This window comes from Sphingomonas sp., from assembly GCF_017304615.1.
Taxonomy (GTDB): domain Bacteria; phylum Pseudomonadota; class Alphaproteobacteria; order Sphingomonadales; family Sphingomonadaceae; genus Sphingomonas.
Map to the genome: position 1 here is coordinate 247497 of NZ_JAFKLZ010000001.1, position 24277 is coordinate 271773.

The 24277-nt window shown below is 65.0% G+C and carries 22 protein-coding genes; 3 read left to right on the forward strand and 19 right to left on the reverse strand.

The window, feature by feature from the left end; all coding sequences use genetic code 11:
• Nucleotides 1-203: 203 nt before the first annotated feature.
• The 15 genes from J0J06_RS01295 to J0J06_RS01365 all read right to left on the reverse strand — a co-directional run bounded on the left by J0J06_RS01295 (nt 204) and on the right by J0J06_RS01365 (nt 12966).
• On the reverse strand, nt 204-575 hold the full coding sequence (locus J0J06_RS01295; protein WP_294039554.1) for a hypothetical protein: 372 nt from the start codon (nt 573-575) through the stop codon (nt 204-206).
• A gap of 151 nt (nt 576-726) precedes the next feature.
• A complete protein-coding gene (gene katG / locus J0J06_RS01300) occupies nt 727-2904 on the reverse strand; it encodes a catalase/peroxidase HPI (RefSeq protein WP_294039555.1) in 2178 nt (725 codons plus the stop codon).
• Nucleotides 2905-3136: 232 nt separating this feature from the next.
• Nucleotides 3137-4027: a hemolysin family protein gene (locus J0J06_RS01305; protein ID WP_294039556.1), complete on the reverse strand. Its 891-nt coding sequence runs from the start codon at nt 4025-4027 to the stop codon at nt 3137-3139.
• 9 nt (nt 4028-4036) lie between these two features.
• Nucleotides 4037-4546, reverse strand: coding sequence for an rRNA maturation RNase YbeY (ybeY, locus tag J0J06_RS01310; protein ID WP_294039557.1), 510 nt, complete (start codon nt 4544-4546; stop codon nt 4037-4039).
• Nucleotides 4546-5544, reverse strand: a complete 999-nt coding sequence (locus J0J06_RS01315) for a PhoH family protein (RefSeq protein ID WP_294039558.1) — start codon at nt 5542-5544, stop codon at nt 4546-4548. The genes ybeY and J0J06_RS01315 overlap by 1 nt, the downstream gene beginning before the upstream one ends.
• Before the next feature lie 160 nt (nt 5545-5704).
• Nucleotides 5705-6493 carry a PEPxxWA-CTERM sorting domain-containing protein gene (locus J0J06_RS01320; RefSeq protein WP_294039559.1) on the reverse strand — a complete coding sequence of 263 codons (789 nt, stop codon included), beginning with the start codon at nt 6491-6493 and terminating at the stop codon, nt 5705-5707.
• Nucleotides 6494-6517: 24 nt separating this feature from the next.
• A complete protein-coding gene (locus tag J0J06_RS01325; protein ID WP_294039560.1) occupies nt 6518-7207 on the reverse strand; it encodes a PEPxxWA-CTERM sorting domain-containing protein in 690 nt (229 codons plus the stop codon).
• An 87-nt stretch (nt 7208-7294) separates the two neighbouring features.
• Entirely contained in the window at nt 7295-8620 is a 1326-nt protein-coding gene (gene miaB / locus J0J06_RS01330; protein ID WP_294039561.1) for a tRNA (N6-isopentenyl adenosine(37)-C2)-methylthiotransferase MiaB, read from the reverse strand.
• Nucleotides 8617-9438 (reverse strand): 1-acyl-sn-glycerol-3-phosphate acyltransferase, encoded by an 822-nt coding sequence (locus J0J06_RS01335; RefSeq protein WP_294040796.1) that lies wholly within the window; start codon nt 9436-9438, stop codon nt 8617-8619. Before J0J06_RS01335 ends, miaB begins: the two co-directional genes overlap by 4 nt.
• A gap of 44 nt (nt 9439-9482) precedes the next feature.
• On the reverse strand, nt 9483-9905 hold the full coding sequence (locus tag J0J06_RS01340; protein WP_294039562.1) for a Fur family transcriptional regulator: 423 nt from the start codon (nt 9903-9905) through the stop codon (nt 9483-9485).
• Nucleotides 9906-10018: 113 nt separating this feature from the next.
• Nucleotides 10019-10435, reverse strand: coding sequence for a MucR family transcriptional regulator (locus J0J06_RS01345; protein WP_294039563.1), 417 nt, complete (start codon nt 10433-10435; stop codon nt 10019-10021).
• A 109-nt stretch (nt 10436-10544) separates the two neighbouring features.
• The gene (gene rimI, locus J0J06_RS01350; protein WP_294039564.1) at nt 10545-11015 is read right to left on the reverse strand and encodes a ribosomal protein S18-alanine N-acetyltransferase; all 471 of its coding nucleotides are present in this window, start codon (nt 11013-11015) and stop codon (nt 10545-10547) included.
• Nucleotides 11012-11668, reverse strand: a complete 657-nt coding sequence (tsaB, locus tag J0J06_RS01355; RefSeq protein WP_294039565.1) for a tRNA (adenosine(37)-N6)-threonylcarbamoyltransferase complex dimerization subunit type 1 TsaB — start codon at nt 11666-11668, stop codon at nt 11012-11014. The genes rimI and tsaB overlap by 4 nt, the downstream gene beginning before the upstream one ends.
• An 87-nt stretch (nt 11669-11755) precedes the next feature.
• Nucleotides 11756-12346 (reverse strand): malonic semialdehyde reductase, encoded by a 591-nt coding sequence (locus J0J06_RS01360; protein WP_294039566.1) that lies wholly within the window; start codon nt 12344-12346, stop codon nt 11756-11758.
• A gap of 44 nt (nt 12347-12390) precedes the next feature.
• A complete protein-coding gene (locus tag J0J06_RS01365; protein WP_294039567.1) occupies nt 12391-12966 on the reverse strand; it encodes a NifU family protein in 576 nt (191 codons plus the stop codon).
• A gap of 143 nt (nt 12967-13109) precedes the next feature.
• Here J0J06_RS01365 and J0J06_RS01370 point away from each other — a divergent pair, with 143 nt between their 5' ends.
• Nucleotides 13110-14771: a hypothetical protein gene (locus J0J06_RS01370; RefSeq protein WP_294039568.1), complete on the forward strand. Its 1662-nt coding sequence runs from the start codon at nt 13110-13112 to the stop codon at nt 14769-14771.
• A gap of 128 nt (nt 14772-14899) precedes the next feature.
• On the opposite strand, the gene J0J06_RS01375 is transcribed toward J0J06_RS01370, so the two are convergent.
• Nucleotides 14900-15739, reverse strand: coding sequence for an aspartyl/asparaginyl beta-hydroxylase domain-containing protein (locus J0J06_RS01375; protein ID WP_294039569.1), 840 nt, complete (start codon nt 15737-15739; stop codon nt 14900-14902).
• Nucleotides 15740-15932: 193 nt separating this feature from the next.
• On the opposite strand from J0J06_RS01375, the gene J0J06_RS01380 reads away from it, so the two are divergent.
• Together J0J06_RS01380 and J0J06_RS01385 are read left to right on the forward strand one after the other, a co-directional pair.
• Nucleotides 15933-18875, forward strand: a complete 2943-nt coding sequence (locus J0J06_RS01380) for a pitrilysin family protein (RefSeq protein WP_294039570.1) — start codon at nt 15933-15935, stop codon at nt 18873-18875.
• Between the two features lie 78 nt (nt 18876-18953).
• A complete protein-coding gene (locus J0J06_RS01385; protein ID WP_294039571.1) occupies nt 18954-19454 on the forward strand; it encodes a hypothetical protein in 501 nt (166 codons plus the stop codon).
• A 71-nt stretch (nt 19455-19525) separates the two neighbouring features.
• Here J0J06_RS01385 and J0J06_RS01390 read toward each other — a convergent pair whose 3' ends face one another.
• From J0J06_RS01390 to J0J06_RS01400, 3 genes are read right to left on the reverse strand one after another with little or no spacing between them, the layout of a single operon-like run.
• Entirely contained in the window at nt 19526-21310 is a 1785-nt protein-coding gene (locus tag J0J06_RS01390; RefSeq protein WP_294039572.1) for a long-chain fatty acid--CoA ligase, read from the reverse strand.
• Between the two features lie 45 nt (nt 21311-21355).
• The gene (ggt, locus tag J0J06_RS01395; protein ID WP_294039573.1) at nt 21356-23026 is read right to left on the reverse strand and encodes a gamma-glutamyltransferase; all 1671 of its coding nucleotides are present in this window, start codon (nt 23024-23026) and stop codon (nt 21356-21358) included.
• Nucleotides 23027-23071: 45 nt separating this feature from the next.
• On the reverse strand, nt 23072-24097 hold the full coding sequence (locus tag J0J06_RS01400) for a quinone-dependent dihydroorotate dehydrogenase (protein ID WP_294039574.1): 1026 nt from the start codon (nt 24095-24097) through the stop codon (nt 23072-23074).
• Nucleotides 24098-24277: the final 180 nt, after the last annotated feature.

Below are 24277 nucleotides of genomic sequence, written 5' to 3' on the forward strand. Positions count from 1 at the left end.
TAGTCGGGGCGCGGAGAGGGAGCAATGTTATCGTGTTACGTCGCGTGACAGTGCGCGGGGCGGCGAACGGCGGTTGCCGGTTCGCGCTGGTGTGTCGGCAACGGGAAGATGAGCGCAGTCGGTGCGCGATCACGGCGACTTATACTCAACACAGAGAGTGAATGGCGTTAGTGCTGGTGGAGAATGGAAATGCGATTTCAGGGCTAGTTGACGACGGGCCGCACTGCTTTCCACGGTGCCTCGGCACAGAGAGATTGCTCGCAGTAGCCGTATGCTAAAATCTGGTGACGAACCCACTGCACCCGCTCGTCAGATGTGCCGGGTTCGATTTGAACCACTATGCGCGCTCGTCCTTTAGCTTCCTTCAAATAGGCCAGTAAGGTTTCGCCACTCACGTCCTGGCTGTTCCATGAGAAGTTCCCAGTCTTTGGTACCTCGAGTCTGACCCCGTTTAATAAGGTCGTAAGATCATCCGCGGGAAAAGAAGTAGCTTTTATCACCTCGGCAGGTTCGCTGCCCTGTTCGGAGCCACATCCTCCCAATATGGCGATGAGAAAGAGCGGCCAGACGTGCATCAGTGCACGGCTGCCAGTTTCTCTATTTTTCTGCAATCGCCAGTAGAAGCCTGTCCGTTATGCCTGTCCATCTTCCTCGCAACAGAGGCTAGGATCGGGTCGTGAGCCGCTATCTGGAAACTCCTCCCCCTAAGGGGAGGAGTGCTGACCCTCACGCCAAGTCGAAGCGGTCGGCGTTCATCACCTTGGTCCAGGCGGCGACGAAGTCCTTCACGAACTTCGCTTCACCGCCCTTTTCGGCATAGACTTCGCCCACCGCGCGCAGTTCCGAATTCGACCCGAAGATCAGATCGGCCCGGGTCGCGCGCCACTTCTCGCCGCCATCCTTGCGATCGGTCGCGACATATTCGTCGTCGCTGCCCTCGACCGCCTTCCAGACGTTCGTCATGTCGTAGAGGTTGACGAAGAAGTCGTTGGTCAACTGGCCGGAGCGCTTGGTGAAGTGGCCCTGGCCACGCTCGCCGTGATTGGCGCCGAGCACGCGCAGGCCGCCGATCAGCACCGTCATCTCGGGCACCGACAGGCCAAGCAGCGAGGCGCGGTCGATCATCATCTCCTCGACCTTCACCGCCAGCTTCTTCTTGCCGACATAGTTGCGGAAGGCGTCGGCCTCCGGCTCCATCACCGCGAAGCTGTCGGCGTCGGTCTGTTCCGCCGTCGCGTCGCCGCGGCCGCCGGTGAAGGGCACGTTGGTCGCCCCCGCCTTTTCGAGTGCGACCACGCCGCCGAGCACGATCGCATCGGCGAGGCTCATCGATCCGCGCAGGCCGTTGAGCGTGTCGATCACCTTGGCGAGCATTTCCGGCTCGTTGACTTCCCAGTCCTTCTGCGGGGCCAGCGCGACGCGCGCGCCGTTGGCGCCGCCGCGATGGTCCGACTTGCGATAGGTGCTGGCCGAGGCCCAGGCGGTCTTGATCAGTTGGCTGACGGTCAGGCCGCTTTCCGCGATCTTCGCCTTCACCGCCGCGACGTCGGCGTCGGAGGGCGTCGTGCCGGCCGGGATCGGGTCCTGCCAGATCAGGTCTTCCGCCGGGACTTCCGGCCCGAGGTAACGGACCTTGGGCCCCATGTCGCGGTGGGTCAGCTTGAACCAGGCGCGCGCGAAGGCGTCCTTGAACGCCTCGTGATCGGCGCGGAACCGCTCGCTGATCGCGCGGAATTCGGGGTCGCGCTTCAGCGCCATGTCGGCGGTGGTCATCATCGTCGGGACCTTGATGTTCGGGTCCCAGGCCGCCGGGGCCATGTCCTCGGGCTTCTGGTCGATCGGCTGCCACTGGTTGGCGCCGGCGGGGGACTTCACCAGTTCGTATTCGTAGTCGAACAGCAGGCGGAAATAATTTTCGGTCCATTCGCGCGGCGTGTTGGTCCACGCGCCCTCGATGCCGCTGGTGACGGTGTGTTCGCCGATGCCGCCGCTCTCATGGCTGCTGACCCAGCCGAAGCCCTGCGCGACGAGGTCGCCGCCCGCGGGCGCGGCCCCGAGCAGCGAGGCGTCGCCGTTGCCGTGCGCCTTGCCGAAGGTGTGGCCGCCGGCGGTGAGCGCGACGGTCTCCTCGGCGTTCATCGCCATGCGCGCGAAGGTCTCCTTCATGTCGCGCGCCATGCCGGCGTCGTCATGCGGGTTGCCGCCGGGTCCTTCGGGATTGACGTAGATCAGGCCCATCTGGATCGCGGCGAGCGGGCCTTCGAGCATCTCGAACCCGTGCGCGGGGTCGATGCGGGTCTGGACGCCCTGGTTGACCCACTTGTCTTCCGAGCCCCAGTAGATGTCGCGCTCCGGCTCGAACACGTCGGCGCGACCGCCGCCGAAGCCGAACACCGGCCCGCCCATCGATTCGATCGCAACGTTGCCGGCCAGGATGAACAGGTCGGCCCAGCTGATCGCCTGGCCGTATTTCTGCTTGATCGGCCACAACAGACGGCGCGCCTTGTCGAGGTTGCCGTTGTCGGGCCACGAATCGAGCGGGGCGAAGCGCTGCTGGCCGCTGTTCGCGCCGCCGCGGCCGTCGGCGGTGCGATAGGTGCCGGCGGCGTGCCATGCCATGCGGATGAAGAACGGGCCGTAATGCCCATAGTCCGCCGGCCACCAGGGCTGGCTGTCGGTCATCAGTGCGGTGAGATCGGCCTTGAGCGCTGCGTAATCGAGGCCCTTGAACGCCTCGGCATAGTCGAAGTCCGGGCCCATCGGGTTGGACGCGCCGTTCGGATTGAGGATTTCGGTCGCCAGCATTTCCGGCCACCAATCCCTGTTGGTGCGGCCCAACAGCGCACGTACGCCGCCGTGCGCGGGGCAGCCGCCATTGTCGATCGATCCGGTCTTCGCGTCCATTGCCGTCGTTCCTCTCGCTTGGTTTGGAACTGTCCTAACGAGCGACGATGACAGGTCAAAGATTTACGCCATGACTTAATCCAATCTCGGCGAGCGAGAAAATCGATCAGTGCGGCGTAGCGTTGATACTTAGCCGAATATTCCCGTCACCCCCGCCTCGAGCCGGGGTTCCGCTATTTCCTACCGCTCGAAGTAGCGGGACCCCGGCTCAAGGCCGGGGTGACGATTGGGGCTAAGCCTCGACCCCCTCCGGCACCGGCTTTGGCGGGTGGAGGCGCAGGCGTTCGACGCGGCGCGAGTCGGACTGGAGGATTTCGAGCGTCCAGCCCGACGGCGTCGCGAGGCATTCGCCCTTGGCCGGCACGCGACCCGCGATCACCGCTGCGAGTCCGCCCAGCGTGTCGACGTCCTCGTCATGGTCGCCAAGCCGTGGATCTACCGTCTCGGCGACGTCCTCGAGTTCGACGCGCGCATCGGCGTCCCACGCGCCGCCGTCGAGCGGCACCAGCAACGCCTCGGGCGCGTCGTCATGCTCGTCCTCGATGTCGCCGGTGATTTCCTCGATCAGATCCTCGATCGTGACGAGACCCTCGGTGCCCGAATATTCGTCGAGCACGATCGCGAGGTGGACGCGTTTCGACCGCATCTCCGCGAGCAGATCGAGCGCGCCCATCGACATCGGCACGTAAAGCGGTTCGCGCACCAGGATGCCAATCGTTTCCGGCGGCGGCGTGTCGCTGGCCAGGATGGCGAACACGTCCTTGACGTGGATCATGCCGATCACTTCGTCCAGGCTCTCGCGATAGACGGGCAGGCGGCTGTGCCCGGCCTCGGCGAATTGCTTCACGAGGTCGGTGAAGCTGATATTTTCCTCGACCGCGATCACGTCGGCGCGCGGCACCCCGATCTCGCCCGCGTCGCGTTCGCCAAAGTGAAGCAGGTTCTTCACCATTTGCCGTTCGAGCGGGGTCAAGTCGCCCGCGGCATCGGGGGCGGGGTCGTCCTCGTGACGCTCGATCACGTCCTCGAGCTGGTCGCGCAGGCTCGCTTCTTCGCCGAAGATGGTGGATTTCAGCTTTCGCCAGATACTGTCGCCAGCGTCGCTACTGGGGCCCTCGGACATGGTGAGTGGTCAGTCCTCGTCGATCAAATAGGGGTCGGCGATGCCGAGCGACGCCAACGCATCGACTTCGATCGCCTCCATCTTGTCGGCATCGCCGTCGTCGATATGGTCATATCCTAGCAGATGCAGCGTGCCGTGCACGATCAAATGCGTGGCATGGGTTTCGAGCGCAATCCCGCGCGCCGCCGCTTCGCGCGCGCAGACGCCGTGCGCGAGGACGATGTCGCCGAGCAGAACCTCGCCGTCGTCGCTGTTCAGCGTGACGGTTTCGAGCAGATCGGACTGAACCATCGGGAAACTGAGGACGTTGGTCGGCTTGTCCTTGTGACGGTACTGTTTGTTGAGTTGGTGAACTTCATCGTCCGCGGTCAGCCGCACCGAAATCTCGACCGCCGCATCACTCGTCAACAGCTCGCCATGCGGCGTCAGCCCGATCGCGGCGCGCGCGGCGCGAGTCGCGACCGCGTCCCAGTCCTGGTCGGGCCATGGTTCTTCAGCCGAAAGGGCGACGTCCAGCACTAGCCAGCATTCCCCTCATACGCCTCGACGATCCGCCCGACGATCGGGTGGCGGACGACGTCGCCGGGGCCGAAGCGGCAGAGCGAGATGCCTTCGACGCCCTCCAGCCGCGTCGTCGCATCGGCGAGGCCGGACGCACCGACGCCGCCGGGCAAGTCGGTCTGGTTGGGGTCGCCGCAGATCACCATCCGGCTGTTCTCGCCGAAGCGGGTCAGGAACATCTTCATCTGCGCGGGCGTGGTATTCTGCGCCTCGTCGAGGATGATGAAAGCGTCGGCGAGCGTGCGCCCGCGCATGAAGGCGATCGGCGCGATTTCGATTTCCCCGCTCGCGATCCGGCGCTCGACCTGCTCGGCGGGCAAGCAGTCGTTGAGTGCGTCGTACAAGGGGCGGAGGTAGGGATCGACCTTCTCCTTCATGTCGCCAGGGAGGAAGCCGAGCTTCTCGCCCGCCTCGACCGCGGGGCGCGACAGGATCAGCCGCTGGATGCTGCCGGCGATGAGTTGCGACACCGCCTGTGCGACCGCGATATAGGTCTTGCCCGTGCCCGCCGGGCCGAGCGCGAAGATCATTTCGTGCGTCGTCAGTTCGCGCATGTAGTGCGCCTGCGCGGGGGTGCGCGGGACTATTGTCTTCTTGCGCGTGCGGATCATGATCGGCGGGGTGGAGTGCCGCTCGGTCGAAATGATCCCGTCGAGTACTGGTTCGGACGCCATGGCGATCGACGCGTCGACCAGCCCGGTATCGATCTCCTCGCCGCGTTGCAGCCGCTTGTAGAGATCGTTGAGCACGTCGCGGCCCAGCGCGACCTGTTCGGCGGACCCTTCCAGCCCGATCTTGTTGCCGCGCGCGGTGATGTAGATGCCCAGCCGGTGTTCGAGCGCGACGAGGTTCTGGTCGTATTGCCCGAAAAGTTGCGCGAGCAGTTGCGGCTTGTCGAAGGTCAGCTCGACCCGGCTGCGTTCACCGGATTGGGCGGGGACAGGCTTGCGGCTCATGCGGTCCTTTCAGCGTGGGTTGCCGGCATTGTGGCAGAGCGACCGAGTCCATGACAGACAAAAACATCGCCCGAACGCGAAGGTTCGGGCGATGTTGCAGGAAAGTCGCGGAGGGAAACGAGGAAGCACCGCCCGCGACTCGGGCGGTGCTCCTTAAGGGTCAAGCGAAGCGGACCCGCTGCGCCACGCGGCCGCGACGGCGAACCGCCCCCGCCATCGCGCCGAAGCCGAGGATGATCATTCCCCAGGTTGCCGGTTCGGGCACCGCACCGGTGACGCCCGTCGTGGAGGTCAGCGAGAAATTGTCGATCGCCAAGCCATGGTCGTTGCCGCCCGAATTGAGGTCGGTCCAGCGGAAGCCGAAATTGGCCCCCGATGTGATCGACAGGCCGCCGATCGTCGCCGCCAGACTGCGCTGGTTGGCGGTCAGGTTGCCGTTGAGCGCGCCCTGCGTGCCCGACGTCAGCACCGGCAGGAAATCGAGCGCGCTGACGCGGACCCAGGTGCCGGTGGTCAGGCTGGTCGCGTTGGTCGAATATTCGAACGTGAGGCCGTCGTCGGTCGAGTTACCAAGACGCCATTGCTCGCCGATATAGGCGATGTCGAACGCGGTGATCGCGCTGCCCAGCTGGTTGGTGAACAGCACGCCATAGGTCGCCTCGAGCGAGCCGCTACCCAGGCTGCCCAGCGCGCGCTCGGTGCTGCCGGTCGTGCCGAAGCTGTAGGTGTTACCCGAATTCGAACTGCCGTCGCCGATGCCGTAGCTCGCATTGGCGTTGGTGCCGGTCTCGTTGATCGCCCAGCCCGCCGGCAGCGCGGTCCCGGTCGAGCCGGACGAGGCCAGCGTGTCGAAGTTCTGGATGTAGCTGGTCGTGGTCAGCGCGGTCTGCGCGGACGCCGCGGCCGGCGCGAGCGCGGCGGCCACGACGATGGGCATAAGATAACGCATTGCGATACTCCCTTTGGAGATGGTTCAGGCGGTGAGCAGATTCGTGGCGCGCGAACGACGGCGCAGCGCTCCGCCCATCATGCCGAAGCCAGCGATCATCATCGCCCAGGTGGCAGGCTCGGGAACCGCGCCGGCAACCTCACGCGTACCCGTCACGCGGAAGTTGAGATCGCAGGCGCTGGCCGGCGTGTTGGGGCAGTTCGGATAGGATTGAACGCCGAATGCCTGGCCGCCGGTATAGGCGTCGCCGCCCAGCACCTGGCCGGTAAAGATGTTTATGTCCGGCCCGAGCACGACGCCGTAGCGCAGGCTGCTGTTCGACAGCACGAAGGTGTAGACGCTGCCGATGTTCACCGCGAGGCTGGGCAGGCTGACGTCGAACCAGTTGAGGCCGCTGGTCGGGATCGTCGTCGGCAGCGTGAACTGCGTCGTGTAGACCTGCGTGCCGCCGAGGCCCGAGCCGTTCAGCAGGCTGAGCGTGAACGGCGTGTTGGCGTTGCTGGTATTGAACAGCTGGAACTGGAAGCCGACCGAGGTCAGCGCCGTGTCGAGCGACGTGAAGCTCTGGCCGATCGGGCCATTGTAGAGCGTCGTGGCGCGCATTCCGCTGCCCGAGACGACCTCGATCGTGTCGGTCGTGGGGTTGGCGAACGCCGGCGCGGCGATGGCGACGAAAGAAAGGCTGGCGGCAGCCGCCAGGGTCTTGAAACGCATTACGTAGCTCCCTTGTTGGATAGGGAGCCAATGAGGAATGGTTATTACAGTGTTAAGACATTTTACGTCTTATTCCGGTAACTTGCGTCAAGCCGCGGCGCGGGTCGTGCCAATTCCGGACAAAGAATTCGGGTCGGCGCGGGCAATTTCCACCTCGACAATTTCGCCGATCTGCGCAGCGGTCATCAGATGCACCGACTGTAGCCAGGGCGACTTGCCGAGCATCTGGCCGGGTAGCTTGCCGCGGCGTTCGATCAGCACGTCGCAGGTGCGGCCGACGGTCGCGGCGTTGAACGCCGCCTGATCGCGATTGAGCGCGGCCTGGAGGCGTTGCAGGCGGTCGTCCATCACCTCGGCGGCGATTTGGCCGTCCATATCGGCGGCAGGGGTGCCGGGGCGCGGCGAGTATTTGAAGCTGAACGCCTGCGCGTAGCCGACCGCGTCGATCAGGCTCAGCGTGTCGGCGAACTCCGCCTCCGTTTCGCCGGGGAAGCCGACGATGAAGTCGCCTGACAGCGCGATGTCTGGACGTGCCGCGCGGACGCGGTCGAGGATGCGGAGATAGCTGTCGCGGCTGTGGCTGCGGTTCATCGCCTTGAGCACGCGGTCGTTGCCTGACTGCACCGGCAGATGAAGGAACGGCATCAGCTTCTCGACGTCGCGATGCGCGTCGATCAGCCCCTGCGTCATGTCGTTGGGATGGCTAGTGGTGTAGCGGATCCGGGCGAGGCCGGGGATGCGGTCGAGCTCGCGGATCAGCGCGCCGAGGTCTTGCTCCCCGTCCGACCACGCATTCACGTTCTGGCCCAGCAGGGTGATTTCCTTGGCACCGGCATCGACCAGCGCCTTCGCCTCGTCGACCAGGGCGTCCCACGGCCGGCTGATCTCGGCGCCGCGCGTATAGGGAACGACGCAATAAGTGCAGAATTTGTCGCACCCCTCCTGCACCGTCAGGAACGCGGTCGGCCCGACCCTGCGGCGGGCAGGAAGTGCGCCGAACTTCGACAGGACGGGCATATCGGTGTCGATCCCGAGCTGGCCCCGCGTCGCTAGCTCCACGAGATCGGGCAGGTTGTGATAGGCCTGCGGGCCGACGACGATGTCGACCTTCGCGCGGTGGGCGATTTCCTCACCCTCGGCCTGCGCGACGCAGCCCGCCACCGCGATCATCGGGTCGCGCCCTTCCGCGCGCTGCACTTTGCGGATCCGGCCAATGTCCGAATAGACCTTTTCGGTCGCCTTTTCGCGGATGTGGCACGTGTTGAGCACGACGAGGTCGGCGGCGTTGGCGTCGTCCGTCGCGGTCAGGCCCTGCGCGGCCATCAACTCGCCCATGCGCTCGCCGTCATAGACGTTCATCTGGCAGCCGAACGACTTGACGTGATAGGTCTTTGGGGACGTCTTCGCGGTCATGGGGCGGGCGCTATAGCGCCGGGATCGGGCGCGGCATAGGCTACCGGCGCAACGTCGTAGGCGAAGGGCCGCAGCGGCTTGCCGAGCACCGCGACCAGCGCTTCCTCGATGCGACGGCGACTCTCCGCGGCGATCGCCTTGCGGCCGGGGAAATCGCGCGGATGAAAGGGTTCGAGGAAGTGGACCTTGACCGGAAAGCTGCCGCGTCGCGACAACAGGCGCTTGGCGTTATTCAGGCCGGTCTCGACGCCGATCCAACCGATTTCCTCGGCGACCGCGCCGTAGTCGAGCATAACCGGCTGGACCAGGACGCCAGGCGGCGGCGGTTCGAGAACGCGCAGCATCGGCGTCTTGAACGGGAGCAGTGACTGGCCGTCGGTCGTGGTGCCCTCGGGAAACACCGTCACCGACCAGTTTTCCGCCAGCGCGTCGCGCAGCGCGTTGATCTGCTCGGCGACGCCCATGCGGTTTTCCCGCTTCACATAGACGGTGCGGTTGAGAGTCGCGAGCCAGCCGACCACCGGCGCGTCGCGCAGTTCCTCCTTCGACACGAACGCAGTGCCGCTCTGGCCAGCAATGGCCAGGATGTCGATCCAGCTGAGGTGGTTGGAAATGTAGAAGACGTCGCGCTTCAGCGGGACGCCGACGCGTTTGACGCGCGCGCCCGCCAGTCGGGCAGCCCAGCCGAGGAAGATCTTCGGCCATGGCGAACTCAACCGGAACAGCCGCCACAGATAATGTAGCGGCACCGTCAGCAGCAACGCGAAGATCAGGCCCAGCGCGCGGAGGATGATGCGGACCCAGCCGAGCGGGTCGATCGGCGGCGGATCGCCGGCGGCCGCGGCGGCGCGTTGTTCCGGGGTCAGGGCTTCCGGTCCAGCGTGACGCCGTACAGCTCCATCCGGTGGTCGACCAGGCGGAAGCCGAGCTTTTCGGCGATCTGTTTCTGGAGCTGTTCGAGTTCGGGATCGACGAATTCGATCACCTTGCCGGTCTCGATGTCGATGAGATGGTCGTGGTGCGATTCGGGCGACGGTTCGTACCGCGCCCGGCCGTCGCCGAAATCGTGGCGGTCGAGGATGCCGGCTTCTTCGAACAGCCGCACGGTACGATACACCGTCGCGATCGAAATGCCCGGGTCGATCGCCGACGCGCGTTCGTAAACCTTTTCGACGTCGGGATGATCTTCGGCTTCGCTCAGCACGCGGGCGATGACGCGCCGCTGCTCGGTGATGCGGAGGCCCTTTTCGTTGCAAAGGGCTTCGAGATCGATCTTGCGCGCCATGTTCGAGATATAGGCGGGTAGCGCTTATTGCGAAAGGGTAGATTCATTCGCAACAAGCCCCGCGGCGCTGGCGCGTCGCGGGGCTTTCGATAGCTTACCCTGGAGAAGATAAGTTACTTGGTCTTGCGTCGCTTGGTGCCGAGACCGATCTTCTTTGCGAGACTGCGGCGTTGTTCGGCATAGTTCGGCGCGACCATCGGATAGTCGGCGGGAAGGTTCCACTTGGCGCGGTACTGTTCCGGCGTCATCTGATAGTGCGTCATCAAGTGGCGCTTGAGCATCTTGAGCTTCTTGCCGTCTTCCAGGCAAATCACATAATCTGGCTTGATCGATGCGCGGATCGAGACGGCTGGCTCCTGCTTCGGCTCGGGAGCCGGCGCGGCAGGGCTGAGCTTCGACAAGCCGCGATAGATATTCTGGATGACCAACTCGATGTCGGACACCGCGACATTATTATTACCCAGATACTCCGCAGCGATATCCGCGGTCAGCGTGACCAGCGTTTCCTGCATGTCGGTATCATTGTCCATTCTATTTCCTTCACGACCCGTTTTTAGATTTTGACGGTTCCCCCCGGAACGGGGCTTTGATCCCTGTTTTCGTGGTGTGCAAGCGGCAATTGTCCATAACGCGATGATCTTATCGAGTCGCGCGACGAAGGGTCAGAGCAGAATAGCTCTTTCCGTCGGAACCGCGATAGTAATCGCGCCGTTCGCCAACCTTGGTAAACCCCGATTTTCTATACAATTTAATCGCGTCGTTACCTTCGCGGACTTCGAGATGGAGCGAAGAGATGTTGCGCAAGGCGCTGTCGCCGATCACCGACCGCAGCAGCGCCGCGCCGACACCCGCGCGCCGCGCTTCGGGCGCAACCGCGAGCAACAGCAACTCCGCTTCGTCGAGCACGCCGCGCGTCAACGCGAATCCGACCGCGCGTCCGCCGAGTTCGGCGATCGTCAGCCACACGCCGGGAACCGCCAGGATGCCGATCACCTGGTTGCGCGTCCACGCCTCGCCCCAGCGCGGGTCGAACGCATCGGCCATGATCCGCTCGACGCGGTCGAGGTCGCGGACGTCGCCTTCGCGCAGGTCGATCGCGGCGGTGCTCAAGCGGTGGGGTCCTTGGCCGCCATCGGCTTGGCGTCGGGCGCGCGGCCATAGATCGGGCGTGGCGGGAGCGCGGTAAGGGCAGGGGGCAGCAGGACGGCGTGCGTCGCGTGGGGCAGCATGTCGCCGCCCTCTAGTCCCAGAAAGCGCACACCGTTGCCGACCGGCCGTGCACCGTCGAGCCGCGCAACCGCGCCGGCAGGGGGCAGCGACACCAAATTGGCGGTCGCGGCGAAGGGGTCGGCGGTGAAGGGCTGCATGAACACCTCACCATGCCCACCCTCCAGCACGACGGCAAGCCGATCGCGCGACGGGTCGGCGGCGAAGGCAGCGGCGGCGATCAACGGCAGCGAGGAATAGCCTTGGACCGGCACGCCCCAGCCCAGCCCCAGCCCCCGCGCAGCGGCGATCCCGACGCGGATGCCGGTGAAGCTGCCCGGCCCGACATCGACCAGCACCGCGCCGGCGCGGCCGCCATCAGGGAGTTCGGCGATCATCGGGATCAACCGCTCGGCATGGCCACGCCCGACGACCTCATGCCGCGCGGCGACCACGCGCCCCCCCTCGATCAGCGCGACCGAGCAAGCGGCGGTGGCGGTTTCGATGACTAGAGTTCGCAATCCATCCTCGTCATTCCCGCGAAAGCGGGAACCCATCTCGCGCGCTCACTTAAAGAACTACGCGATCGGTTTGGGCAACCCCCGGAGGTAGGTCCCCGCTTTCGCGGGGATGACGGTCGACAGTCAAACGATCGTGTTGAACTTCGCGAACTCCGGGCGCGGCAAGCGGCCGAAGATGCTCGACGGGTCGCCATGGCCGAAGGTCGAGATCATGAACGAGCGGTAGTGCGGCTGGTCGGCGAAGAAGCCGGCATCGACCGCGGCGTTGTCGAACCCGGTCATCGGACCGGTGTCGAACCCGACCGATCGCGCCGCGATGATGAAATAGGCGGCCTGGAGAGTCGCGTTGAGGAAAGCGTGCCGCTCGCGCATGACCGGCTCCGCGAACCAGGGACGGGCATCGACGTGCGGGAAGAATTCCGGGAGATGCTCGTGGAATTCCTTGTCATAGGCGATGATGACCGCCGCCGGCGCTGCCTTGATCTTCGCCGAATTGTTGGCGCTGGCGAACCCGGCGAGCTTGTCCTTCGCGTCCTGGCTCAGCAGCCAGACGAACCGCGCGGGCTGCTGGTTGGCGGAGGTCGGCCCCATCTTCACCAGTTCGTAGATTTCGTGGATGTCGGCTTCGGTGACGGGTTCGTCGACATAGCCGTTGTAGCTGCGTGCGGCGCGAAACAGCGTGTCGAGTGCGTCGTCGGTGAGCTTGGCGCCCATGACTTTCCCTTTCGATTTGAAAACTGAACTGTGTGGACTGGCGGTCAGACCGCGCGGACCTCGGTGACTTCGGGGACGTAATATTTGAGCAGTTGCTCGATGCCGTTCTTCAGCGTGGCGGTCGACGACGGGCAGCCCGAACACGCGCCCTGCATGCGCAGGAACACCTTGCCCTTGTCGAACCCGCGATAGACGATGTCGCCGCCGTCATTGGCGACCGCGGGGCGGACGCGCGTGTCGATCAACTCGCGGATCTGCGCGACGATGTCGGCGTCGGCGGGATCGTCGGCCAGGCCCTCGTCGTCGGCGGGAACGCTAATCCCCGCAGCGCTGGCCGGCTTGAACAGCGGCATGTTGGCGCTGAAATGGTCGAGCAGGATCGCGAGCACGTCGGGCTTGAGGCCCGGCCATTCGACGCCAGGCGCTGCCGTGACCGACACGAAATCGCGGCCGAAGAACACGCCGGTTACGTCGCCCAGGTTGAAGATCGCTTCCGCCAGCGGACTTGCTTCGGCCTCTTCGGGCGTCGCGAAATCGCGCGTGCCGCCGTCCATAACCGTGCGGCCGGGCAGGAACTTCAGCGTCGCCGGGTTGGGCGTGGTCTCGGTCTCGATCAGCATGCGCGTGATGTGGGCCGGAAGTCGCGGCGTATCAAGCCGCCGACCGGAAATGAATGGTTTCCCGTTGTGAAGGATTGAGTCTACGATCGCGACCCAAGGGTGGACGAGGAGTGATACGGCCCGCCCAATAAAGGCGTAACGCTATGAGTGATCGTCAGGCCCCCGAAACTCCGCGCATTGCCAATTTCGTGTCGCGCCGACGTGCTGTGTTGATGCTGTCATCGTCTGCCCTGCTGGCCGCTTGCGGCGGTGGAGGCGGCGGAGGCAGCGGTGGTGGCGGCACGCCGACACCGACGCCCTCGACGCCGACACCCTCACCATCGACCCCCACGCCAACGCCCGGCCCGGTGATCGGCGCCGCGTGGTTCAGCTACGGCCACGACGCCCAGCACACCGCGGTCAGCGCGAACACGTCGCAGGACCTCGGGCGGATCGCGTGGCAGACGCCGGTCGATCTCGCTCCGCAATATACGACCTACGGCGCGCTGCTGACGCACTATGGATCGCCGGTCGTGACGACGCGCAATACTGTCGTGATCCCGGTCAAGACGGGCGCGAACGGGGGGTATCGAGTCGAAGGGCGCAACGGCGCGACGGGCGCGCTGATCTGGTCGGCGACGAATAGCTACACCCCGCCGCCGCACAATTGGCTGCCGCCCTACAACGTGCTGCTGACGGCGGACGGCAAGCTCTACATGCCCGATGTCGGCGGCAAGCTGGCCGTGCGCGGCGACGCGGACGCGGCGACCGGTACGATCCAGACGATCGCCTTCTACGGCGACGCCGCCTATGCCGCAAATCCGAGCGGGTTCGACAACAACGTCTTCATCTGCACGCCGCTGACGGCCGATGCGAACGGCAACATCTTCTTCGGGTTCCAGGTCGCGAGCGGGACGAGTCCTAGCGGGCTGGTCAGCGGCATCGCGCGCGTTTCGGCGAGCGGCGTCGGCAGCTGGGTCGGCGCGTCGACGGCGGCGGGGGATGCGGGGATCAGGAAGCCCGCAATGAACTGCGCGCCCGCGATCTCGAACGACGGCACGACGGTCTATATCGCGGTCAATACCGAAGTGATCACCGGCGTCACCCAGCGCGGCTACCTGCTCGCGCTCGACAGCACGACGCTGGCGACCAAGGCGAAGGTCGCATTGAACGACCCGAGCACGGGTACATCGGCGCGGATCAGCGACGACGGCACGGCGGCACCGGTGGTGGGGACTGACGGGCGTGTATTCTACGGCGTGCTCGAGCCGACCTTCGGCACGCATAACGGGCGCGGCTGGCTGTTGCAGTTCGATGCGTCGCTCAACCCGATCGGTGTGCCGGGCAGCTTTGGATGGGACGTGTCGCCCAGCGTCATCCCGGCGTCGATGGTGCCGTCCTATGCCGGTTCGTCGACCTATCTGCTCGCGGTCAAATACAACAATTACGCCGGCGCGGGGACGGGCGACGGGCTGAACCGGCTTGCGATCCTCGATCCCAGGGCAAGCCAGGCCGATCCGATCATCCCGAGCGTGTCGGTGATGAAGGAGGTCTTCACGATTCTGGGTCCGACGCCTGATGGAACCTCCGGCATCGGGCGGCGCGAATGGTGCATCAACACCATGGCCGCCGACCCTGCGCGCAAATCGATCCTGGCGAACAACGAGGACGGCATCGTCTATCGCTGGGACCTGACCAACAACACGTTGTCGCAGAGTATCCGCATCACCGCCGGGCTGGGTCAGGCGTACACGCCGACACTGATCGGCGCCGACGGTGCGGTCTATGCGATCAGCAACGCGATCCTGTTCTCGATCAGGGCTTGACGCAAACCGGCCATTTGAAACGTTTGTGCTCCGGCGAAGGCCGGAGCCTTGGCAATCGTAGTTTTTTACCGCCAACGCTCCGGCCTTCGCCGGAGCACGAGAGCCAATAATGATCCGGCTGTCAGCGCTCAAACATCCAGCTGCTTCACCGCGGCGTTCCACGCCATCACGTTATCGCGTGCTTCCTGGACGAAGGCGGAGCGACGGATCACGTTGAGGAACGTGTCCGAAATCCACTTGCCCGGATTACGCAAGGGACGGCGGACCTGGATCAGCAGGACGACGCGGGTATGTTCCGCGTCGTTCCAGACTTCGTGGTCATAAGTGTCGTCGAACACCAACGTCTCGCCCTCCGCCCAGCGTACGATGCGGTCATCGACGCGCATGCGGACGTCGCCGTCCCTGGGCACGATCAGCCCGAGGTGGCACGTGATCAGTCCCTTTGTCACGCCGCGATGCGCGGGAATGTGCGTGCCCGGTGCGAGGATCGAGAAGAACGCGCTGTTCAGGTTGGGAATGTGCGCGACGGCTGCGGCGGTGACCGGGCAGCGTTCGAGGTTTTCCTCCACGCGATAGCCATAGCCCCACAGGAAGAAGCTGCGCCATTTGCCGACCGGGGCGATCGCGCGATGGTCGGGTGAGATACTGGCGAGCGAAGGCGATTCCCGCTCCAGCGCCGCGCCGATCGCCTCGTCGCGGATCGCTTGCCAGTTTTCGCGGAGCACTTGGGTCCAGGGGAAGTCGCGGACGTCGAGCACCGGGTCGTTCGGCACCAGCGACGACGACGCGATCAACCGGTCGAAGAAACCGCGCAAATGCTTTCCATAACGGATGAGGATGGGGCGCTTGGTCTTGGCCCGTTGCCCCGCCGCCGGCATTATCCTCGCATGGGCCGCGCGGCCGAGGGGAAGATTGGAGATATCGGGGTCAGCCGCCATTACCGGCGCTATCTTCTCGTAAATGCTCACGAACAGCCTCTTCGTCTGCCGTGTCCTCCCAAACACGTCGCCTGAATATCCGCGCTGCCCCGCGCGCCCCACCACATGGGGATAGAAACGGCGTTTGACCAAAACATGGCGAATTCGCGCGGGGATCGTGATCTTTCCGCCACACAGTTCCAGCCATTGCCCGTTCAGGGTCCGGCTCCTAGAGAGGGCGCCTATGCCGATCCTGCCCCGCGCGCGCCGCCTGTCGCTTCTCGTCGCCGTCACCCTGAGCCTGTCGCTTCCCGCGATCGCGCAGACCGTGGCGAAAAAGAAACCCGCCGCAGCGCCGACGCCGGTCGCGACCGCTGCGTCCGGAATCCGGCCCGAAGTCGATCGCTCGCCCTGGCTGTTCAAGGGCAGCGACATCACGCCCGACCTCAACTGGCATTTCGGGACGCTGCCCAACGGATTGCGTTACGCAGTGCGCAAGAACGGCGTACCGCCCGGACAAGTCTCGATCCGTGTCCGCATCGACGCCGGGTCTCTCTATGAGAATGACAGCGAACAGGGCTTCGCGCACTTCATGGAGCATCTCGTGTTCCGTGGCAGCGCCTATGTCGTCGATAACGAAGCCAAGCGCACGTGGCAGCGGCTCGGCGCGACCTTCGGCAGCGACACCAATGCGTCGACGACGTTCACGCAGACGGTGTTCAAGCTCGATTTGCCATCGGCGACGCCGGACACGGTCGACGAAAGCCTGAAGATCCTGTCGGGAATGATGGAAGCACCGAGTTTCGACGACAAGGTCGTCAATTCGGAGCGCCCCGTCGTGCTCGCCGAACAGCGCGAAGCGCCGGGGCCGCAGGTCCGCTATGGCGACGCGATGCGCGCGACGATCTTCGCCGGCCAGCCGTTCGCGGTGCGCTCGCCGATCGGCACGACCAAGACGCTCAACGCGGCGACGGCGGCGACGCTCCGCGCGTTCCACGACAAATGGTATCGCCCGGAACGTGCGGTGGTGATCATCTCCGGCGACATCGACCCGGAGACTTTCGAAAAGCTGGTCGACAAGAATTTCTCGAGCTGGAAGGGAAAGGGGCCGAACCCCGCCGATCCCGATTTCGGCACGCCCGCGACCGAACAGCCAGTGACCGGATCGCTGGTCGAGCCCGGTATCCCGAGCGTGGTGTCGATGGCCGTGCTGCGCCCGTGGAAGTTCAACCAGGACCTGGTGCTCTTCAACCAGAAGCGGCTGGTCGATCTGCTCGCGGTGCAGATCATCAACCGCCGCCTGGAATCGCGCGCGCGGAGCGGCGGCAGCTTCATCGCCGCCGGGGTCAATCTGGATGACGTTGCGCGATCGGCGAACGCGACGATGGTGACGATCCAGCCGGTCGGCAACAATTGGGAACAGGCGTTGAAGGATGTGCGCGCGGTGATCGCCGACGCCACGACCAACCCGCCCAGCCAGGCCGAACTCGACCGCGAATATTCCGAATATGATTCGGCGATGAAGAACGGCGTCGATACCTCGCGAGTAGAGGCCGGGTCGGCGCAGGCGGACAATATGGTCTCCGCGCTCGACATTCGCGAAACGGTCGCCGCGCCCGACGTGTCCTATGCGATCCTGACCGACGCGAAGAAGAAGGGGATGTTCACCCCCGAAGCGATCCTCGCATCGACCAAGCGCATCTTCCAGGGCGACGCCACGCGTGCGTTCGTCTCGACGCCGACCACCGACACCGGGGCGAGCGCCAAGCTCGCCGCCGCGCTGACCGCCGACGTGTCGAAGCTGGTCACCAAGCGCACCGCCTATACGGCGGTCGATTTCTCGAAACTGCCGCCGCTCGGTACGCCGGGTACCGTCGTCAGCCGCGAGATGTTCCCCGAACTCGAAATGGAAAAGGTCGTCTTTTCCAACGGCGTGCGGCTGATGCTTTACCCCAATTCGGGCGAGACCAACCGCGTCTATGTCCGGGTGCGCTGGGGCGGCGGGTATAACGCCTTGCCATCGAACAAGCGGACCCCCGTCTGGGCGGGCGACCTTGCGCTCGTCGCCAGCGGCATCGGCAAGCTGGGCCAGGAACAGATCGATCAATTGACCACCGGCCGCCGGCTCGGGATGGATTTCGGGATCGACGACGACGCGTTCGTGCTGGGCGCGGTGACGTCGCCGCCCGATTACCAGGACCAGCTCCGCCTGCTCGCCGACAAGCTCGCCAATCCCGGCTGGGATCCGGCGCCGATCGCCCGCGCCAAGGCTTTGCTGACGAACAATTATGCCGGGCTTGATTCGTCGCCCGACGGCGTGCTGAGCCGCGACCTCGAATATTTCCTGCACGACCGCGATCCGCGCTGGGGCATGCCGCCCAAACCGGTGGTCGACGCGCTGACGCCGGCGAGCTTCAAGTCGTTCTGGCAGCCGGTGCTGGCGAGCGGCCCGATCGAGGTGCAGGTGTTTGGCGACGTCAAGGCGGACGAGGCGATCGCCGCGGTCGCCAAGACGCTCGGCGCGCTCAAGCCGCGATCGGCCGCCAAGGGCGCCGCGCCGGCCATCCGTTTCCCCGACCATAACGCCACGCCCGTCGTCCGCACGCATTCGGGCCAGGAGAATCAGGCGGTCGCGCTGATCGCCTGGCCGACCGGCGGCGGGGTCGATGGCATTGCGGAGAGCCGCAAGCTGGAAGTTCTGGCGCAAGTGTTCAGCGACCGGCTGTTCGACCGCCTTCGCACCGAATCCGGGGCGAGCTATAGCCCCAGCGTGCAGTCGAGCTGGCCGACCGGCCTCAGCGGCGGCGGGCGCGTGATGGCGATCGGGCAGGTGCCCCCCGACAAGACGGAATTGTTCTTCCGCCTGTCGCGCGAAATCGCCGCCGACCTCGCCAAGAACCCGATCAGCGAGGACGAACTGCGGCGCGTGAAGGAACCGATGATCCAGTACGTGCTGCGCTCGTCGACCGGCAACGGCTTCTGGCTCAACCTGCTGGGCGGCGCGACCTACGATCCGCGCCTGATCGACGCCGCGCGGTCGATCATCGTCGACTATAACGGCATCACCGCGACCGAGTTGCAGGCGGTGGCGGCGAAGTATCTGCGCCCCGACAAGGACTGGACGATGGAGGTGTTGCCCAAGTCGGTCGCGGCGAAGGCCGGGCTGACGGTGGCGGCGGGGCAGTAGAGCTGGCCGGGCGAGACTTTCTGGCGGTGTCTGTGTTTGGGTGGTGAGCTGCCGTTGGCGACGAGCGCATCGCCGCGTATGAGTTTTTCCATGAATCCGCTTTCTATCCTCATCGAAGCCGGATTGCCGAAGATCGATGTCGGCGTGATGAGCCACGGCTTCGCAGATCACGGGCGCGATTATGAGTTTGTGATCGAGGACTGCATCGGCGCAAATCCAGGAACCTACCGCTTAACGTTCACGCACGTTGTAGCGATGGAATATTCTACCGCCCTTTCTGCTCCGCTCTGGAACGAAGCATGGTCTGACGACTTCATCGACCATGAATGTTGGGAAGCAGCGGGAGAGCCACCGGGCTACGTGTTCGGCACGAATTGGTCGAACGCCTATCCCGGTTTTGCCGTCATCAGTGGTAGCGCGGGCGCTGCTGAATGGTCGCTCAAGCTGGGACGCCCGATGCACGCTGCTTCATTGCACACTGATCGCTTCAAAATCACTCTGGTGTATCATCACGCTGTGTTGACGAAGCTAAGCGATGATGCACCAACCGTCAGCAAAGTGACCTTTCCTCTGACTTGACGCGACGTCCGCCATTGGGTCGCTAGCCGTCGCCGACATCGGAGCAATTCCTCTATTGGGCGCGACCAGTTCTATCCCTTGTACAGCGCGTCCAATCGTGCGCCGTACACTTCCTTCAGCACGTGACGCCGGATCTTCAGGCTCGGCGTCATTTGCTGGTTCTCGATCGTGAACGGCTCGTCGGCGAGGATGAAGCGGCGGACGCGTTCGATCACCGACAGGTCCTTGTTGACCCGTTCGACCGCCGCCATCAGCGCGGCGCGATAATCGAGATCGTCGAGCAGCGCCTTCGAGTCGCAGATGGCGCCGGTCTTCGCGCACCATTCCTGCGTCCATTCCTGATCGGGGACGAGGCACGCGACCATATAGGGGCGCCGGTCGCCGACGATCATCGCTTGGCCGATTTCGGGCTGCAGCGTCAGCATGCCCTCGACCTTTTGCGGCGAGACGTTGTCGCCCTTGTCGTTGATGATGAGGTCTTTCTTGCGGTCGGTGATCTTGATCCGTCCGCGCTCGTCGATCTCGCCGATGTCGCCGGTGTGGAGCCAGCCGTCCTTCAGGACGCGGGCGGTCTCCTCCGGGTTGCGCCAGTATCCGTGCATGACGAGTTCGCCGCGGACCAGAATCTCGCCGTCCTCCGCGATCACCACTTCGGTGTTGGGGAGGGGCGGCCCGACCGTGTCCATCTTGAGGCCCGCGCTCGGGCGATTACAGGAAATGACCGGTGCGGCTTCGGTCTGGCCGTAGCCTTGCAGGAAGGTCAGTCCGAGCGACTGGAAGAAGATGCCGATTTCCGGGTTGAGCGGCGCACCGCCCGACACCATCGCCTTGATCCGTCCGCCGAAGCGCTTCGCGATCTTGGGCATCAGCAGACGCTTGACGATCAAGTTCATCGGCTGGTCGTACAGCGGCACGCCGCCCGCGGCGCGCTTTCCGCCGATCGAGACGGCGCGGTCGAGCAGGTAGTTTGAGACCTTGCCCTGCTTTTCGATCGCCTTGACGATGCGCGTGCGCAGCACCTCGAACAGGCGCGGCACGACGACCATGATCGTCGGGCGGACTTCCTCGATATTGCTCGCGAGCTTCTCCAGCCCCTCCGCATAATAGATCTGCGCGCCGAGCCCGATCGGGAAATGCTGGCCGCCGGTATGTTCGTACGCGTGGGAAAGCGGGAGGAACGAGAGGAACACTTCCTCCTCCCAGCCGAAATCCTCGGAGATCACCGCGCAGCAACCGGCGACATTGTGCAGGATGGCACCGTGATGCTGCTGCACCCCGCGCGGCGCGCCGCCGGTGCCCGACGTATAGATGATACACGCCAGATCTTCGCGCTTGGCGTCCGACACGATGCTCGCGGGATCGGTGGGATGGTCTTCGATCAGTTTGGACCACTGAAAATATTCGAGCGTTCCGGCCTGCATCATCCGTAAATCGTCGATGCCGATCACCACCTTCGCCTCGGTTGCGCGAATCGCAGCGGGGAGGAGCGGGCGGGCGAGCTTCGCGGTCGAAACGATCACCGCGCGCGCGCCCGAATTTTCCAGGATGTGCGTGTGGTCGCGCTCGGTATTGGTGATGTAAGTCGGTACCGTCACGCAGCCCGCGGCCATGATGGCGAGGTCGCTGATGCACCATTCCGGGCGATTCTCGCTGACCAGCATCACGCGGTCGCCGGGTTGCAGCCCGATCGCTTTCAGGCCGGCGGCGAGGCTGGCGACCTGCTGCGCGGCGTGGGCCCAGCTGAGCGACACCCACGCATCGCCCTCCTTGTGCCACAGGAACGGCTTGTCGCCGCCCTCCGCCGCGCGGGCGAAGAACATCGCGACCAGATTGGGGAAATGCTCAAGCTGCCGCATGCGGCTCTCTCTCCTGCGTGACGCGCCGTTTTCGGCTGCGCCTGTTTATTGTTCGAGTGCGACGCCCGGGCTGCGCGGATCGGCGGCGCCGACCCATTTGCCGTTTTCCCACGCGGCGGCGTTGGCCTTCAGTCCCAGCTTGGCGATCGTGACCTTAGCGCCCAGCTTTTCGAGCGGGGCCTTGAACTTTTCGAGCTCGGTGCCCTGTTCCAGGATGAGGCCGTCCTGGTTGAAATAGATGAGGCCGAGGCCGAGCGCGTCGCGCGGTTCCATGCCCCAGTCGAGCCGGGCGATGATCGCCTTCGTCACTTGCATGATGATCGTCTTGCCGCCCGCTGCGCCGACCACGAACACCGGCTTGCCGGACTTGGCGTCGTAAACGATCGTCGGCGACATCGAACTGAGCGGCCGCTTGCCCGGCTCGACGCGGTTGGCGACGGGCTTGCCGTCCCTTTCGGGCGCGAGCGTGAAGTCGGTGAGCTCGTTGTTGAGGACGAAGCCATTGGCGAGCAACTGGCTGCCGAACGGCCCCTCGACGGTCGAGGTCATGCTGACGATGTTGCCGTCGCTGTCGATCGCAACGAAATGGGTGGTGCCGGGCACCTCATTCTGGACGGCTGCGGTGCGCTGCGGCGCGCCGGGAGGCGTGCCGGCTTCGTATTTGGCGAGCGTGCGCGTTGGCGAGATCAGCTTCGAGCGCGATTTCAGATAGGCCCGGTCGATCAGCCCGGCGACCGGCACGTCGATGAAATCGCCGTCGCCGAGATATTTCTCGCGATCGGCATAGGCCAGTTCCATCGCCTCGCCGATCAGGTGCCAGGCGACGGGCGAATCCTTCCCCAGCTTCTTCATGTCGAAGCGTTCAAGCATGCCGAGAATGCCGAGCACGGTCGTCGCGCCCGACGAGGGCGGGCCCATCCCGCAGATCTTGTAGGTGCGATAGGTGCCGCAAACCGGCGGGCGCTCCTTGGCGCGATAGGCGGCGAGGTCGGCGAGCGTCATGTCGCTCGGCGCAACCGAGCTGCCGGTTGCGGCATCGACGATCGCTTGCGCGTTGGCACCCGAATAGAAAGCTTCCGGTCCCTGGTCGGCGAGCTTCTTGAGTAGTGCCGCGAGCTCGGGGTTCTTGAACGTCGTGCCAACGGGCAACGGCTTGCCACCGGGCAGGTATAGCGCGGCGGCGGCCGGGAAATCCTTCCACAGCGGAGATACCATCGCGATCGATCCGTTCAGCCGGTCGTTGACGACGAACCCTTCCTCCGCGAGCCGGATCGCGGGGGCGAACAGGTCCTTCCACGGCAATTTGCCCCAGCGCGCATGCGCCATCGCCATCAGCCGGATGTTGCCAGGCACGCCGACCGACTTGCCACCCGGAAAAGCCTTGATGAACGGCAGCGCCTTGCCGTCCGGACCGACGAAACGTTGCGGCGTCGCCGCCATCGGCGCGGTCTCCCGTCCATCGACGGTCGAGACCATGCCGGTCTTGCCGTCATTATAGACGAAGAGCCCGCCACCGCCGATGCCGGAGCTTTGCGGCTCGACCACGGTCAGCGCGAGCATCATCGCCATCGCCGCATCGGCCGCACTGCCGCCCTTGCGCAGGATTTCCTGACCGGCAGCCGACGCGCGCGGATCGGCAGACGACACCACGCCCTGCGCCGATGCGGCGACGGGCGAAAAGAACAACAGAGCGACGGCGAGGAGGAGCTTCTTCATGGTCCGCGACCCTAAAGATGTGGGCCGGAGTGGCAAGACGCTACGTCACCCGGCGCCAATGGCATCCGCTACGCTTGCGAACCCGTCGCGCGCGAGAAAATAAGCGAGGTCGCGAAGGATGCAGCGGGGCAGGCCTGGGCCGCCATAGACGAGCGCCGTGTAAAGCTGGACCAGGCTCGCCCCCGCGCGAATGCGGGCATAGGCCTCCGCGCCACTGTCGATCCCGCCCGCTGCGATCAGCGGGAGCTTGCCGCCGGTCGCGGTACGAAAATCCTTCAAGCGTTGCGCGGCGAGGCCGGCGAGCGGGGCGCCCGACAGGCCGCCTTGTTCGCCGGCGTTCGAGGAGCGGAGCGGGGGGCGGCTGACGGTGGTGTTGCCCACGATCAGTGCATCGATTCCCGCGTCGATCGAGGCCTTGGCAATCTCGTCGATCTGCGAAGGTTCCTGATCGGGCGCGACCTTGAGGAACAGCGGCGTGGTACCGCGCGCCGCCGCCGCCCGCGCGAGCAAGTCGGTGAGCGCCGGCCCGTGCTGAAGGTCGCGCAACCCCGGCGTGTTGGGAGAACTGATGTTGATCGTCACATAGTCCGCGACGGGCGCGGCGGCGGTGACTCCGGTTTCGTAGTCGGCGATGCGGTCGGCCGCATCCTTGTTCGCGCCGACATTGATGCCGAGCACGCCCTTTCGCCTGGCCGTTTTCGCTCGCGGCAAAGCGGCGGCGAGGCCGCCATTGTTGAACCCCATGCGGTTAATCACCGCGCGATCCTGAGCGAGCCGGAACAGGCGCGGTTTGGGGTTACCCGGCTGGGGCAGGGGGGTGAGCGTGCCGATCTCGACGCTCCCCAAACCGAGCGCCAGGAAGCCGTCGATCGCCTTTCCGTCCTTGTCCGCGCCGGCGGCCAGTCCCAGCGGATTGGCGAAGGTCAGCCCGGCGACGGTGATCGGCAGCGATGGCGGCCGAACCGCCAGCGGCGTCCCCGCCGCCCCCCAACCTGCGAGCAGATCGATGGTCAATCCGTGCGCCCTTTCGGCGTCGATCGCGAACAGGAAAGGTTTAAGCAAGAAGGCCATGTCCCGCCATGGCACCGGTGCGAGAAATTCGCAAAACGGCGAATCCGTCCAATACGACTCGGCAAGTGCTGCCTAGACGAAACCTGCGACCCGAAGGGCCCTGGGAGGGGTTCTTTCCCTCGACGGCCCGGCCCTCCTCGGAAGGCCGGGCCGATTTTTTATGGTCTGCCCAAGAAAAAT

What these genes read in the sequence shown, in the direction of transcription:
- J0J06_RS01295 (WP_294039554.1), bottom strand. Translation starts at nt 575, where the DNA reads ATGCACGTCTGGCCGCTCTTTCTCATCGCCATATTGGGAGGATGTGGC.
- katG (WP_294039555.1), bottom strand. Translation starts at nt 2,904, where the DNA reads ATGGACGCGAAGACCGGATCGATCGACAATGGCGGCTGCCCCGCGCAC.
- J0J06_RS01305 (WP_294039556.1), bottom strand. Translation starts at nt 4,027, where the DNA reads ATGTCCGAGGGCCCCAGTAGCGACGCTGGCGACAGTATCTGGCGAAAG.
- J0J06_RS01315 (WP_294039558.1), bottom strand. Translation starts at nt 5,544, where the DNA reads ATGAGCCGCAAGCCTGTCCCCGCCCAATCCGGTGAACGCAGCCGGGTC.
- J0J06_RS01320 (WP_294039559.1), bottom strand. Translation starts at nt 6,493, where the DNA reads ATGCGTTATCTTATGCCCATCGTCGTGGCCGCCGCGCTCGCGCCGGCC.
- J0J06_RS01325 (WP_294039560.1), bottom strand. Translation starts at nt 7,207, where the DNA reads ATGCGTTTCAAGACCCTGGCGGCTGCCGCCAGCCTTTCTTTCGTCGCC.
- miaB (WP_294039561.1), bottom strand. Translation starts at nt 8,620, where the DNA reads ATGACCGCGAAGACGTCCCCAAAGACCTATCACGTCAAGTCGTTCGGC.
- J0J06_RS01340 (WP_294039562.1), bottom strand. Translation starts at nt 9,905, where the DNA reads ATGGCGCGCAAGATCGATCTCGAAGCCCTTTGCAACGAAAAGGGCCTC.
- J0J06_RS01345 (WP_294039563.1), bottom strand. Translation starts at nt 10,435, where the DNA reads ATGGACAATGATACCGACATGCAGGAAACGCTGGTCACGCTGACCGCG.
- tsaB (WP_294039565.1), bottom strand. Translation starts at nt 11,668, where the DNA reads ATGGGTTCCCGCTTTCGCGGGAATGACGAGGATGGATTGCGAACTCTA.
- J0J06_RS01360 (WP_294039566.1), bottom strand. Translation starts at nt 12,346, where the DNA reads ATGGGCGCCAAGCTCACCGACGACGCACTCGACACGCTGTTTCGCGCC.
- J0J06_RS01365 (WP_294039567.1), bottom strand. Translation starts at nt 12,966, where the DNA reads ATGCTGATCGAGACCGAGACCACGCCCAACCCGGCGACGCTGAAGTTC.
- J0J06_RS01370 (WP_294039568.1), top strand. Translation starts at nt 13,110, where the DNA reads ATGAGTGATCGTCAGGCCCCCGAAACTCCGCGCATTGCCAATTTCGTG.
- J0J06_RS01380 (WP_294039570.1), top strand. Translation starts at nt 15,933, where the DNA reads ATGCCGATCCTGCCCCGCGCGCGCCGCCTGTCGCTTCTCGTCGCCGTC.
- J0J06_RS01385 (WP_294039571.1), top strand. Translation starts at nt 18,954, where the DNA reads ATGAGTTTTTCCATGAATCCGCTTTCTATCCTCATCGAAGCCGGATTG.
- J0J06_RS01390 (WP_294039572.1), bottom strand. Translation starts at nt 21,310, where the DNA reads ATGCGGCAGCTTGAGCATTTCCCCAATCTGGTCGCGATGTTCTTCGCC.
- ggt (WP_294039573.1), bottom strand. Translation starts at nt 23,026, where the DNA reads ATGAAGAAGCTCCTCCTCGCCGTCGCTCTGTTGTTCTTTTCGCCCGTC.
- J0J06_RS01400 (WP_294039574.1), bottom strand. Translation starts at nt 24,097, where the DNA reads ATGGCCTTCTTGCTTAAACCTTTCCTGTTCGCGATCGACGCCGAAAGG.